This window comes from Synechococcus sp. BA-124 BA4, from assembly GCF_034931165.1.
Genome location: NZ_JAYGIA010000066.1, coordinates 20,155 through 33,603, shown reverse-complemented (window position 1 = coordinate 33,603; position 13,449 = coordinate 20,155). Strand labels below are relative to the sequence as shown.

Sequence of the window (13,449 nt, the reverse complement as noted above, 5' to 3'; positions counted from 1 at the left end):
GCTGCCCCGTGACCTCCACCGTCCCCGCCCCCAGCCCTGACCAGCGCCCCGCCGCCTCCGGTCTGCACCCGCTGGTGGATGCCCTGGCCGAAACGATCCGCAGCAGCTGGAGCATGCTGCCGGAGCTGGCTCCCCTGGCCATCGAGGCCGATCTCGAGGCGATCAGCGGCAGCCTCGACGGCGAAAAACTGTTCATCCGCAATGAGCTGCGCCGCTGCCGCGGCCTGCGCAAGCTGCACCTGGAAACCGCCCGGCTGGGAGCAGGTCTGCAGATCCTGCACTGCGTGTTCTTTCCTGATCCCCGCTACGACCTGCCCGTCTTCGGAGCGGACATCGTGGCCGGGCCTGCCGGCGTGTCGGCCGCGATCGCCGATCTCTCCCCAACGGGCGGGGAGCTGGCGGCCGGCATCGCCGCCGATCTGGCGGCCCTGCCGCGGCATCCCTACAGCCAGCCGCGGGAGCTGCCGGCCTGGGGCACGATTTTCTCTCCCTTCGTGCGCTTCGTGCGGCCGGTGAGCGAACAGGAGGACGGCTGGTTCCTGGAGGAGGTGGCGGCCCTGCTGGCGGTGATGGGCAAGGCCGTGGCCAGCACGCCGGAGCAGGCCGTCGATGACCCCGCTACGGTTTCCAGGTATCACGGGCAGCTCTCGTATTGCCAGCAGCAGAAACGGAACGACAAGACCCGCCGCGTGCTGGAGAAGGCGTTCAACCCGAGCTGGGCGGATCGCTACATCGAGCAGCTCCTGTTCGACGATCCGCCGCCGCCGGCATGACCCGCCTGCCGGTGCGTCCGGTCCTGATCGGCGCGGCTGCCCTGGTTCTGGTGGCCGGGACCGTGACCCTGATCAGCCGCAGCCAGCAGACCTCCAAACCGGACACCGCCCCTCAGTCGGCCGCCCAGCCCAGGAAACTCGAGGCGGTATCGGCTCTCGGACGCCTGGAGCCCGCCGGTGACATCCGCAAGCTGGCCGCACCGATCACCGGCATCGGCGGCAGCCCCCGCATCACCAGGCTGCTGGTGGAGGAAGGCCAGCGGGTGCAGGAAGGCCAGTTGCTGGCGACCTTCGACACCGGTCCGGCCCTTCAGGCCCAGCGCCGGCTGCTGCAGAGCCGCATCGCCAACCTCAGCGACCAGGTGACCCTTCTGGGGCGTGAAATCTCCCGCTACCGCCAGCTGGCCAAGGCGGGTGCCACCCCGGCCGCCGACCTGGAGAGCCGTGAACTCACCCTGGTGGAACTCAAGGGCAATCTGCGCGAAGCCCAGGACGAACTGGTCAAGACCGAGGCCGATCTGGTCAACACGGAGTTGCGGGCCCCGTTCAGCGGCACCGTGCTGAAGCTGCAGTCCAGGGTCGGCGAGCGCCCCGGCGATGACGGCATTCTCGAGCTTGGGGCCAGCGACCAGATGGAGGTGCTCGCCGAGGTCTACGAAAGCGACATCAACCGCCTGCGACTGGGCCAGCGGGCCACCATCACCAGCGAGAACGGAGGCTTCAGCGGCAGCCTCAACGGGCGGGTGATCCGGATCAGCCCCCAGGTGCGCCAGAGGGATGTGCTCTCCACAGACCCCACCGGCGACGCCGATGCCCGCATCGTTGAAGTGCGGCTTGCCCTGGAGCCGGCTGACATCGCCAGGGTCCGGACCCGCGCCGGACTGAAGACCGTGATCCGCTTCGAGCCATGAGCGCTCTGCCCGGGCTGGCGGCGATCTGGAACCGGCGCCGGATTCCCCTGGCCTGGCTGCTGCTCACCCGCCAACCGGCCCGGCTGGCCGTGGCCCTGGCGGGCATCAGCTTCGCCGGGATCCTGATGTTCATGCAGTTCGGCTTCCGCGACGGACTGTTCGACGCCAGCGTCACGGTGCACAAGCTGTTCGACGCCGACCTGGTGCTGCTCAGCCCCCGCTCCAGCAGTTCGGTGAGCATGGCGGGGTTCCCCCGCCGGCGGCTGGTCCAGACCCTCGCCGATCCCGACGTGGCCGGCATCACGCCGGTGCACTGGAACCTGGTGCTCTGGCGCAATCCCAAGGACCTCAGCACCCGCTCGATCCTGGCCCTTGGATTCGAGCCGGGGGATCCTCTGTTCACGGACCCCAGCCTGGCGCCGAAGGCGAACGTGCTCAATCAGAAGGGACGCGTGCTCTTCGATGAACTCTCCAGGCCCGAGTTCGGTCCGGTGGCGCAGTGGTTCCGGGCGGGCCGCACCGTGGAGAGCGAGATCGGTGGCAAGCGCGTGCGTGTCGGCGGCCTGGTGGCACTCGGGGTGTCGTTCGGGGCCGACGGCAACATTCTCACCAGCAGCGAGACCTACCTGAACCTCCTGCCCAACACCCCCCCCGGCAGCATCGAAGTGGGCCTGATCCGCCTGCGGCCAGGCGCGGATCCAGCCGCTGTGATGCAACGACTCAAGGCCTCCCTGCCCAAGGACGTGAACGTGTTCACCAAGCAGGGCTTCATGGACTTCGAGAAGGACTACTGGCGCAGCAGCACGGCCATCGGCTTCATCTTCACTCTCGGTGCCGCCATGGGTTTCATCGTGGGGTGCGTGATCGTCTACCAGATCCTCTACAGCGACGTGAGTGATCACCTGCCGGAGTACGCCACATTGATGGCGATGGGGTACCCCCTCTCCAGCCTGCTGGGGGTGGTGGCGCGGGAGGGATTGCTGCTGGCGCTGCTGGGTTATCTGCCGGCCTATGCCGCCGGCCAGGGCCTCTACTCCCTGGTGCGATCCGCCACCCGGTTGCCGGTCTACATGGACCCACCCAGAGCCGTTCTGGTGTTCAGCCTGATCCTGGTGATGTGCATGGGCTCGGCCGGCATGGCCATGCGCCGCCTGGGGGATGCCGACCCCGCTGAGATCTTCTGACCGCCGCCACCTCAGCCCTGCCGCCATGACCACCGCCCCCTCATCCTTTCCCTCCCGCACCGCCCCAGGTGGTGCCCCTCCGCCGATGGTCGAGGTGGACGGTCTCTGCCACTGGTATGGCGCCGGCGAGATGCGTCGCCAGGTGCTGCAACAGGTCAGCCTGACCATCCAGCCCGGAGAGGTGGTCCTCCTGACCGGACCCTCGGGTTGCGGCAAGACCACCCTGCTCACTCTCGTGGGAGCCCTGCGCCAGGTGCAGCAGGGCCATGTCCGGGTGCTGGGGCAGGCCCTGAACGGATCCAGCAGAAAGCAGCGCCAGCAACTCCGACAGCAGATCGGCATGATCTTTCAGGGTCACAACCTGCTGCGCTGCCTCAGCGCCGAGCAGAACGTGCAGATGGGCTCCGACCTCCTGCCGCACCTCGGCTACCGGGCCCGGCGCGATCAGGCTCGCGAGTGGCTGCGGGCCGTGGGCCTCGGTGACCATCTCGACAAACTGCCCCATGGCCTATCCGGTGGCCAGAAGCAACGGGTGGCGATCGCCCGCGCCCTGGCCGCCCACCCACGGCTGCTGCTGGCCGATGAACCCACCGCCGCCCTCGACAAGCAGAGTGGACGGGAGGTCGTGGACCTGCTCAAGCGCCTGGCCCGGGAGCAGCACTGCGCCGTGCTGATGGTGACCCATGACCCCCGCATCCTTGATGTGGCCGACCGCCTGGTGCAGATGGAGGACGGCCGCCTGATCGCGGCCCCTGTCCCTGAGCCGCAACCGGCGGCCTGAAGGTCGATGGGCCGGGCTTGGTAGGCTGAAGACTCTCTCCAACGGGCCCGAACCACTACATGGCGAAACGCAGGAATCTGAAGAAGGAAAAACAGGAGCGCAACCGCGCCTACGCCCGCAAGTTCAAGAAGCGCAAGCTCCGTAACGACGGCCGTGGTGAAGGAGCCGGCAACGGCGTCACCGGCACCGCCAACAACGGCGGCGCCGCCGACTGAGCCAGGAGCTGGTGTCGCTCTCCAGGCGCCCAGGTGTGGCGCCTGACGGGCGTGGGGATCCCGAGGGATCCCTTTTTCATGCTCCATCACCCCACGGCCGCCACGTCATGTTTCCCAGCGTCGTCATCCCCACCTACAACCGCAGGCCGATCCTGGAGAAGGCGCTCCTGGCCCTTGAGGATCAGCGGCTGGAGCCGCCCCTGGAGGGGTACGAAGTGGTGGTGGTCGATGACGGCTCCACCGACGGCACCGCCGCATGGCTGCGGCAGGAGGCGGATCGTTTCCCCCATGTGCGCCTGATCGAGCAGGACCATGGCGGACCCGCCGAGGGCCGCAACCGAGGCGTGGACCATGCCCGCGGTGATGTGATCGTGTTCATCGACAGCGATCTGGTGGTCACCGGCACGTTCCTGCTGGAACATGCCCGGGCTCTGCAGGCCCACTGGCAGCGCAGCGGCAACCGGCTCTGCTTCACCTACGGCGCGGTGATCAACACGGCCAATTTCGAGGATCCCACCAGCGAACCCCACAAGCTGAGCGATCACTCCTGGGCCTACTTCGCCACCGGCAACGTGGCGATCGATCGTCAGCTGCTGGAGCGATCCGGTCTCTTCGACACCGGCTTCCGCCTCTACGGCTGGGAGGACCTGGAGCTGGGAGAGAGGCTGCGGCGGCTGGGGGTGGAGCTGGTGCGCTGCCCGGCGGCGGTGGGATACCACTGGCATCCGGCTCTGAGCCTGGAGCAGCTGCCCGATCTGGTGCGGATCGAGCAGGAACGGGCCCGCATGGGCCTGGTCTTCTACCGGAAGCATCCCACCCGGCGGGTGCGCTTCATCATTCAGTTCACCTGGTGGCACCGCCTGCTCTGGGAGCTGCTCACCCTGGGGGGACTGCTCAACGAGCGCACGCTGCGGCCGCTGCTGGCCTGGCTGATCCGTCATGGCCAGAACGCCCTGGCCATGGAGCTCCTGCGCCTGCCCCTCAACCGGCTGGGGGTCCGCGCCCTGTTCCGCGAAGCCCGCGCCGAGGGCCTTCGCTGACCGTTTGATAGCTTGGATCGTCCTTAACAAACCGCACACCTGTCCGTTTCGGGTGCTCAGTCGGCACCGATGATCCCCTGTCCGGGTCATCGCGTCTGATCCCTGGCAGGTGGAGGCGAACCCGAAACCCTTCCCAACCATGGCTGTTGTCACCCTCTCCGAGATGATGGAGGCTGGTGCCCACTTCGGGCACCAGACGCGTCGCTGGAATCCCAAGATGTCGCGCTACATCTACTGTGCGCGCAACGGGGTTCACATCATTGATCTCGTGCAGACAGCCGTCTGCATGAACAACGCTTACAAGTGGACCCGCAATGCCGCCCGCAGTGGCAAGCGCTTCCTGTTCGTGGGCACCAAGAAACAGGCCTCCGAGGTGATCGCCATCGAGGCCACCCGTTGCGGTGCCGCCTACGTGAACCAGCGCTGGCTGGGCGGCATGCTCACCAACTGGAGCACCATGCGGGCCCGCATCGACCGCCTCAAGGATCTTGAGCGGATGGAGAGCTCCGGCGCCATCGCCATGCGTCCGAAAAAGGAAGCGGCGGTGCTGCGCCGCGAACTGGAGCGTCTGCAGAAGTATCTCGGCGGTCTGAAATCGATGCGGCGGCTGCCCGATGTGGTGGTGCTGGTCGACCAGCGCCGGGAGAACAATGCGGTGCTCGAGTGCCGCAAACTCGACATCCCCCTGGTGTCGATGCTCGACACCAACTGCGATCCTGATCTGGCCGACGTGCCCATCCCCTGCAACGACGACGCCGTGCGCTCCGTGCAGCTGGTGCTCGGCCGGCTCGCCGACGCGATCAACGAAGGCCGCCACGGCAGTCAGGAACAACGTGCCGAAGACGACGAGCCCTGAAGCCCCTCGACTCTGAGCTCAGGTCTGAGGCCTGAGCGTCCCCGGGGTCCCGAGCACGTCGGGCCCCCTGATCACGACCATCCACCCTTCCCTTCCTCCTTTCCCCTCCCATGGCTGAGATCTCGGCGAAGCTCGTCAAGGAACTGCGCGAGAAAACCGGCGCCGGCATGATGGATTGCAAAAAGGCGCTGGCGGAATCCGCCGGCGACATGGGCAAGGCCGCCGAGTGGCTTCGCCAGAAGGGCATCGCCACCGCCGAGAAGAAAGCCGGCCGCACCGCCGCCGAGGGCGCCATCGGCAGTTACATCCACACCGGTGCACGGGTGGGTGTGCTGGTGGAGGTGAACTGCGAAACCGATTTCGTCGCTCGCGGCGATGTCTTCCAGGAGCTGCTGCGCAACGTGGCGATGCAGATCGCCGCCTGCCCCAACGTCGAATACGTGAGCACCGAGGAGATCCCCGCCGCTGTCGCCGATCGCGAGAAGCAGATCGAGATGGGTCGTGACGACCTGGCCGGCAAGCCCGACAAGATGAAGGAGAAGATCGTCGAAGGCCGCATCGGCAAGCGCCTCAAGGAACTGGCGCTGCTGGAGCAGCCCTTCATCAAGGACAGCTCCATCACCGTGGCTGAACTGGTCAAGCAGGTGGCCGGCAAGATCGGCGAGAACATCCAGGTGCGTCGCTTCACCCGTTACACCCTCGGTGAGGGCATCGAGGTGGAGCAGACCGACTTCGCCGCCGAGGTGGCCGCCATCACCGGCAAGGCGGCCTGAGCGCCGCTGGCGTTCCCCTTCCGTCCCTCCGCCTCAGCCGATTGGAGACCAACGCCACCGCGTTGTCAGAAGCCCACGGGCACCTGGAGCGGATCCGACTGCGTCTGGGAGAGGGTCACCGTGAGCTGTATCACGACCTGGCCCTCTACCTGCAGGTGTTGCGCGACGGCCTGCTGGACGGCGTCCAGCAGGCCGTCTTTCATGTGGCCACCCAGGTGGTGCCGGAGCGCTACCAGCATCTCAACGATCGCCAGCGCCAGGAGCTGCCCCGCCGTCTGGCAGAACTGGTGCAGCGCTGCGGCTGCCTGCTGACCCTGGAGCAGTTGCTGGTGCTGGCACGCCAGGTCCAGAACGAGCAGAGGCGCCAGGGTCAGCAGGACCAGCGTCGTCTGGCCCGGGCCCTGGCGAGGTTGTCCGCCGGGGCTGCCGAAGACGACGGCGAGGATGACGGGGACGAACGCGAGGAAGCCGAGGGCTCGATCCGGCTGGATCTGAACCTCCCTCTCTCCGCTGAGCTGTTCTCCGCAGGCATTCCGACCCTGGCCGGCCTCGGCGGCCTGGTGGATGACCCCGCGCGGAAGCTGATGGACGGCGACGAACGCGACGACGGGGACGACGACGGAGACCTCGACGTGGACAGTGCAGACGACGACGGGGACGACAACCTCGATGAGGAGTCTGAACTGGATGAGCTCGAGGACCTGGAGGACGACGACGCGGAAGCGGAGGATCCCACCGACATCCTGAGGGCCCTGCTGGCGATGGCCGTTCCCCTGGACCGGCGCTCCCAGATTCGCGTGACAGGCCTCTCCTCCCCCGACACCTCAGCGGGACCTCTCCCCCATGGCTCCGCTGAGGCCGAGGCTGATCAGCCCCTGGTGCCTCGGCAGCCCCTGGAGCTGCTGGAGTGGTGGCAGGCACTCGACCTTGCCCTGCAGAGGCGCCTGCGCAATCTCTCGCATGCCATCAATCTCGACCTGATCAAGCTGGGGCTCACCCGAAGTCTGCTGCCGCTGTCTCTGCTCGATGCCGTGCTCCAGGGAGACCTCGAAGCCCTCCCCGCTCCGGCGAACCTGCTGCGGATCCACCTGCCCTTCGGCACCCCCGAAACACCTGTTCGGGTCGAGGCCCTGGGTGTGCTGTTGCGCACCAGCGATCTCGAATACGAACAACCCCGCCTGCGCACCTGCCGCAAGCGCCTGGAGCAGCGCCGCGCCAGCGTGCGCAAAATGGCTCAGCAGTACCGCCACTGGCAACGGCGGGCCCGGGCTCTGGAAGCGGAACAGCAGTGGATGCAGGACAGCCAATCCACCCCCGAGAGCCCGGCCTGAAGCCGGCGGAGGATCGGCCCGCTCCCGGCGCCGGGGCCAGCTCGGACCATGGCCGCTGGATCACCACCCTGCAACAGGCCCTGCAGCTGGAGGTGGAACGCGGGTTCGAAAACCTGCAGGGCCGCCGGGAACGGTTCAGCCTCTTCCTGGAGCGCCAGTGTCGCCACCCCCCCGACGACCTGATCCGCCGGCTGCCTGAAGCGGCGCCAGGTCTGATCGACCTGGCCGAGTCCTTCGCCCGCTACGACGCGTTGCCCCTGGCCCAGCGCCAGTCGCTGCTGCGGCGCTGCCGGGAACGGCTCCACAGCCTGCGCCAGACCCTGGATCCTCCCCGGCCGCCAGGGCCACCACGGCTGACGCTGGCGCCCCGCCCTGCGGCCTCCGTCGACGGCAGGTCCGGAGCCCGCAGGGCGGCCGGCCCCATTCAACCCGACACACCCCTCTCCGAGGTGCCTGGGATCGGTCCGAAGACCGCCGCACGGCTGGCGAGCCTCGGCTTGCTGCTGGCCCGCGACCTGGTGTGCCACTACCCCCGCGACTACCTCGACTACGCGAATCTGGTCCGCATCCGGGAGCTGGTGCCGGGCAGCACGGCCACGATCGTGGCCACGGTGCAGCGCTCCCATGCCTTCGCCAGCCCGCGCAACCCCCGGCTGGCAATCCTGGACCTGCAGCTCAGCGACAGCACCGGACGGCTGCGGGTGAACAAGTTCTTCGCAGGCAGGCGCTTCAGCTCACCAGGTTGGCTCAAGGCCCAGCAACGGCAGTTCCCGCCCGGCTGCAGCGTGGCCGCCAGTGGCCTGGTGCGCCAGACCCCCTACGGCCCCACCCTGCAGGATCCCCTGCTGGAGGTGCTCGAGTCGCCCAAGTCTCCGGTGCGCTCAGGCCAGATCGGACGGCTCGTGCCGGTCTATGCCCTCACCGAAGGGCTGGGCGCCGAACGCCTGCGCCAGGCCATCCAGACGGTGCTGACCGCCGCCGCCCGCTGGGATGATCCCCTGCCGGCGGCTCTGCTGCGGCAGGAAGGACTGCTGGATCGGGCGGCCGCCTGGCGCGGGCTGCACGATCCTGCCGACCGTGACGACCTCAGGGCCAGCCGTCATCGGCTCGTGTTCGATGAATTCCTGCTGCTTCAGCTCAACCTGCTGCAACGGCGTGCTCAGCTCGCGCGGCGGCCGGCCCGGCCCCTGAGGTTGCCGAGGGGGCAGAGCAGCCTGATGGCCTCCTTTCTCGACTTGCTGCCCTTCCAGCTCACGGAGGCCCAGCGGCGGGTGCTGGCCGACATTCAGGCCGATCTGGAGGAGGAACGGCCGATGGCCCGGCTTCTTCAGGGGGATGTGGGCAGCGGCAAGACCGTGGTAGCCGTCGCGGCCCTGCTGGTGGCCATCGAAGCCGGTTGCCAGGGGGCTCTGATGGCCCCCACGGAAGTGCTGGCCGAGCAGCATGCCCGCAAGCTGGGGGAGTGGCTGAGCCAGCTGCACGTGAGCACGGCGCTGCTGACGGGATCCACCCCGGCGGGGCGGCGGCGGCAGCTGCTCCAGGATCTGGCCAACGGCCAGCTGCAGCTGCTGGTGGGCACCCATGCCCTGCTGGAGGATCCGGTGACCTTCGCCCGCCTGGGGCTGGTGGTGGTGGATGAGCAGCATCGCTTCGGCGTGCGCCAGCGCGACCGGCTGATGGGTAAGGGGCTGCAGCCGCACCTGCTGACCATGACCGCCACACCGATCCCGCGCACCCTGGCTCTCTCCGTGCACGGCGACCTGGATGTGAGTCAGATCGACGGCCTGCCACCGGGCCGCACCCCCATCCGCACACGCCTGCTGCGTGGTGGTCAGCGCCAGGAGGCCTACGAGCTGATCCGCGAGGAGGTGGCCCGGGGCCAGCGGGCCTATGTGGTTCTCCCCCTTGTGGAGGAGTCGGAGACCCTGGACCTGCGATCGGCGGTGGCCGTCCACCAGCAGTTGCAGGAGGAGATCTTCCCGGATCTGCGCGTGGGCCTGCTGCATGGGCGCATGCCGAGCCCTCGCAAGCAGGAAGCGATCAACGCCTTCGCGGGCGGGCACTGTGATGTGCTGGTCTCCACCACCGTGGTGGAGGTGGGGGTCGACGTGCCGGAAGCCAGCGTGATGGTGATCGAGCATGCCGAGCGCTTCGGCCTGGCGCAGCTGCATCAGCTGCGGGGCCGTGTGGGCCGCGGGGCGGCCGCCTCCCACTGCCTGCTGATCAACGATGGCAAGGGGGGGCCGGCCCAGCAGCGGCTGGAGCTGCTGGTGCGCTCCAGCGACGGCTTCGAGATCGCCGAGATGGATCTGCAGCTGCGGGGACCGGGCCAGGTGCTGGGAACGCGCCAGTCGGGCCTGCCCGACCTGGCCCTCGCCAGCCTCAGTGACGATGGGGACGTGCTCGATCAGGCCAGGACACTGGCGAGGCGACTTCTGGAGCTCGACCCCGATCTGGAGCGCCACCCGCGCCTGCGCCAGGCGCTGCACGAGCAGCGGCAACGGCTGGTGGAGACCGGCAGCTTGAATTGAACCGTCCCCGCCATCCCTGCGTGTGAGCCCCAGCCCGCTCAGACCCTGGAGTCCGATTCCCATCCACGACACGGCCGAACCGCTGATTCCCCTCCCCCTGGAGTTGATGCGCCTCGAGCCCCACCCCTACGCGTCACTGGGGGCGCCCTACGGCGAAGGCTGCAGCCCGTTCCAGCTGCGCAGCGGTGTGGTGGAACGGCTGCTGGTGGCCCAGGGCGAGCTGCAACGCCATCACAGCGACTGGCGCCTGGCGATCTTCGACGGCTGGCGGCCCGTGCGGGTGCAGCAGTTCATGGTGGATCACACGATCGCGAGCGAATGCCGCCGGCGTGGGGTGGACCGTCACCGGAGCGGGCCCGAACTGGAAGCCGTGACGGCGGACGTGGGCCGCTTCTGGGCCCCCCCCAGCCTGGATCCAGCGACACCACCTCCCCACAGCACCGGAGGGGCCGTGGATCTGACCCTGGCGACCTCAGACGGCGAACCGCTCGATCTGGGCGGCGAGATCGATGCGATCGGAGCTGTCTCGGAGCCCGATCACTACGACCCGTCGAGGCGATCCGAACGCCTGGATGGCCACGGGGGGACAGGAGTGCTCGAGCTCCAGTGGCACCGGCGCCGCAGTCTGCTGCGCGAGGTGATGGCGGCTGCCGGATTCGCCCAGCACCCCAATGAATGGTGGCACTTCAGCCACGGGGATCAGCTCTGGGCCTGGCGGCAGGGAGCAGCCGCCGCGATCTATGGCGGCTGGGATCCCGGCAGGGGCTGACTCTGCAGCTCCCTCCAGATGCGGTCAGCTTCCTCCCGGCTGATCCGGTTCTCGTTGGCGCAGCGTTTCAGACTGGCCTCCCCCAGCTCCAGCTGCATCTGACGCAGACGTTGCAGCACCTCAGGGGGTTGATTCGCAAATTGCAGCAGCTGGTTCCGGTACGCCTTGAGCAGGTGCTCCCCCTTGCAGGTGTCACCATCGGGTTGATAGATCCTGACGGGAGTTTTCGGCGGTGGAGGCATCGTGCGGGCCGCGAGCGGTGGGCCCCAGGGGCTGATCGCCCCCAGGAGCAGGCTGGCAGTACCCACCAGCAGGGACGCAGGTCCGGTCCGCAGGAGAGGCGTCATCAGCTCTCGACGGGGAGCAGCGCCTGAATCCGCTCGGTGCCGAGGCCGGAGACGAACTGGCCGAAACTCTGACGGCCGCCCGTGCTCTTCCAGAGCAGCAGCAGTGGCTCCAGGGTGACCTCCAGCTCGGCCAGGGGCATGCGCTCCAGGTAGGGAACCGCCAGCTGGGTGAGGTTCGGCGTGCCGCCCAGCCAGAGCTGATACTGCTCCACGCCACTGCCCACCAGTCCGACTTCGGCCATGTAGGGCCTGGCGCAGCCATTCGGACAGCCCGTCATGCGCACCAGCAGTGGACGCTCGATGCCGAGCCGCCGCAGCAGAGTCTCCAGGCGTTCGAGCACAGCCGGCAGGATCCGCTCCGATTCGGTGATCGCCAGGCCGCAGGTGGGCAGCGCCGGACAGGCGATGGCGTGGCGCGACAGCAACGACGGCGCTTCCGGCGCCTCGAAGCCCAGGGCGGCCAGGGCCTCCTTCACGCTGCTGCGCTGGGAGGTGCCGATCGAGCAGAGCAGCAGGTCCTGGTTGGGAGTGAGCCGCACCTCCAGCTGGTAGGTCTCGACCAGGCGCCGCAGGCCGCGCTTGCGCTCACCCTCCAGACGGCCGCAGAGCAGGGGCAGGCCCACGAACCAGAGACCACGGTTCTGGCGGTGCCAACCCAGGTAGTCGTCCAGGCGAGGCTTGGGTTCCGGCCGCAGGGGCTTGATCGGTGCCTCGAGGTAACGGCCGAGTTCCTGTCGGAACCAGTCGACCCCGCGGTCGTGGATCAGATACTTCATGCGGGCATGGCGACGCTGCTCCCGGTCGCCGTGGTCGCGCTGGAGGGCCACGATGGCCTGCACCAGATCGAGCACATGCTCGGCCGCCACGTAGCCGAGGGGATCGGCGGTGCGGGCGAAGGTGTCCTCCTTGTTGTGGGTGCGGCCCATGCCACCGCCCACGTAGACGTTGCAGCCGCGCAGGCGTCCGGAGGGATCGGTGAAGGCCACCAAGCCGATGTCCTGGGTGAGCAGATCCACCGAGTTATCGCCCGGAACGGTGACGGCCACCTTGAACTTGCGGGGAAGGTAGGTGCCTCCGTAAAGCGGTTCATTGGGGTCCCCGCTGAATCCGGCCCCCTGAACCTGCCGCTGGCGGGCGCGCCTGACGGCCGCAGCGGGCTTGAAGCGGTAGCTGTGATCGCCATCCACCCAGAGATCCAGATACGACCCCTCGGCCGCCAGCGGGGCGATCAGGTCGGCGATCTCATCGGCCAGACGCCTGGCGGCGGGATAGCCCCCCTTCTCGAAGGGCGCGGCCGGGGCCATCACGTTGCGGTTGATGTCACCACAGGCCGCGAGGGTGGAGCCCATCGAGCGCACGATCGTGCCGATCACCTCACGGATGTCGGCCTTGGCGATGCCATGCATCTGGAAGGCCTGACGGGTGGTGAGCCGCAGGGTGCCGTTACCGAGGCGATCAGCGAGATCATCCATCGCCAGGTACAGAGGGACCGGAATGCGGCCAGCCGGGCTGCGCAGCCGCAGCATCATCTGCCAGTCCTTCTCCTGGCCCTTCTGGCGATTGTCGCGGTTGTCCTGCTGGTAACTGCCGTGGAATTTCAGGATCTGAACGGCCCCATCGGTGAAGAAGGGTCTGTCGTTCTCCAGTTCAGTGGCCAGGGGCTCCTTGAGGTAGTCGCTGGCGGCCTTCAGGCGCTCGAATTTGCTGGGTGGCTTGACGGCTGTGCCTGACCCTTCAGGCACTCCGCCGTTGACGGAGGGAGAGGATCGAGAGGCAGCGTCCACAGAATCGGTTTCAACCCTGGTGTGGCCGGACCCCGACGACTTGAGATGACGTTCGGGGGTGAGGGTCACGACAAAGGCACGAGCGTCTCTCGAAGGTAGCGAAGCAGGGTGAGGCTGACGGGCTTTCAATACAGTCGCAGGCTGCTGAGCTGTG

At 68.1% G+C, this 13,449-nt stretch carries 13 protein-coding genes; 11 read left to right on the top strand and 2 right to left on the bottom strand.

Annotated features, from left to right (window positions below):
- Positions 1–8: 8 nt before the first annotated feature.
- From VB734_RS07655 to VB734_RS07605, 11 genes are all read left to right on the top strand, one after another.
- On the top strand, positions 9–773 hold the full coding sequence (locus tag VB734_RS07655; protein WP_197163031.1) for a phycocyanobilin:ferredoxin oxidoreductase: 765 nt from the start codon (positions 9–11) through the stop codon (positions 771–773).
- Positions 770–1,684, top strand: a complete 915-nt coding sequence (locus VB734_RS07650; RefSeq protein ID WP_197163029.1) for an HlyD family efflux transporter periplasmic adaptor subunit — start codon at positions 770–772, stop codon at positions 1,682–1,684. Before VB734_RS07655 ends, VB734_RS07650 begins: the two co-directional genes overlap by 4 nt.
- Entirely contained in the window at positions 1,681–2,868 is a 1,188-nt protein-coding gene (gene devC / locus VB734_RS07645; protein ID WP_197163027.1) for an ABC transporter permease DevC, read from the top strand. The genes VB734_RS07650 and devC overlap by 4 nt, the downstream gene beginning before the upstream one ends.
- A gap of 85 nt (positions 2,869–2,953) precedes the next feature.
- On the top strand, positions 2,954–3,649 hold the full coding sequence (locus tag VB734_RS07640; RefSeq protein WP_197167525.1) for a DevA family ABC transporter ATP-binding protein: 696 nt from the start codon (positions 2,954–2,956) through the stop codon (positions 3,647–3,649).
- Positions 3,650–3,708: 59 nt separating this feature from the next.
- The gene (locus VB734_RS07635) at positions 3,709–3,864 is read left to right on the top strand and encodes a hypothetical protein (RefSeq protein WP_006171625.1); all 156 of its coding nucleotides are present in this window, start codon (positions 3,709–3,711) and stop codon (positions 3,862–3,864) included.
- A 107-nt stretch (positions 3,865–3,971) separates the two neighbouring features.
- Complete coding sequence (locus VB734_RS07630; RefSeq protein WP_197163025.1) at positions 3,972–4,904, top strand: glycosyltransferase family 2 protein; 933 nt, start codon at positions 3,972–3,974, stop codon at positions 4,902–4,904.
- Between the two features lie 139 nt (positions 4,905–5,043).
- Positions 5,044–5,760, top strand: a complete 717-nt coding sequence (rpsB, locus tag VB734_RS07625; protein WP_322781724.1) for a 30S ribosomal protein S2 — start codon at positions 5,044–5,046, stop codon at positions 5,758–5,760.
- 110 nt (positions 5,761–5,870) lie between these two features.
- Entirely contained in the window at positions 5,871–6,533 is a 663-nt protein-coding gene (gene tsf / locus VB734_RS07620) for a translation elongation factor Ts (RefSeq protein WP_197163022.1), read from the top strand.
- Between the two features lie 62 nt (positions 6,534–6,595).
- Complete coding sequence (locus VB734_RS07615; RefSeq protein ID WP_322781725.1) at positions 6,596–7,864, top strand: hypothetical protein; 1,269 nt, start codon at positions 6,596–6,598, stop codon at positions 7,862–7,864.
- On the top strand, positions 7,822–10,395 hold the full coding sequence (recG, locus tag VB734_RS07610) for an ATP-dependent DNA helicase RecG (RefSeq protein ID WP_416223673.1): 2,574 nt from the start codon (positions 7,822–7,824) through the stop codon (positions 10,393–10,395). The genes VB734_RS07615 and recG overlap by 43 nt, the downstream gene beginning before the upstream one ends.
- Before the next feature lie 22 nt (positions 10,396–10,417).
- The gene (locus tag VB734_RS07605) at positions 10,418–11,164 is read left to right on the top strand and encodes a M15 family metallopeptidase (protein WP_322781726.1); all 747 of its coding nucleotides are present in this window, start codon (positions 10,418–10,420) and stop codon (positions 11,162–11,164) included.
- Here the strand turns inward: VB734_RS07605 and VB734_RS07600 are convergent.
- Together VB734_RS07600 and sir are read right to left on the bottom strand one after the other, a co-directional pair.
- On the bottom strand, positions 11,134–11,511 hold the full coding sequence (locus tag VB734_RS07600; protein ID WP_197163016.1) for a hypothetical protein: 378 nt from the start codon (positions 11,509–11,511) through the stop codon (positions 11,134–11,136). The genes VB734_RS07605 and VB734_RS07600 overlap by 31 nt on opposite strands.
- Positions 11,511–13,253: a sulfite reductase, ferredoxin dependent gene (gene sir / locus VB734_RS07595; protein WP_322781727.1), complete on the bottom strand. Its 1,743-nt coding sequence runs from the start codon at positions 13,251–13,253 to the stop codon at positions 11,511–11,513. The genes VB734_RS07600 and sir overlap by 1 nt, the downstream gene beginning before the upstream one ends.
- Between the last annotated feature and the right edge of the window lie 196 nt (positions 13,254–13,449).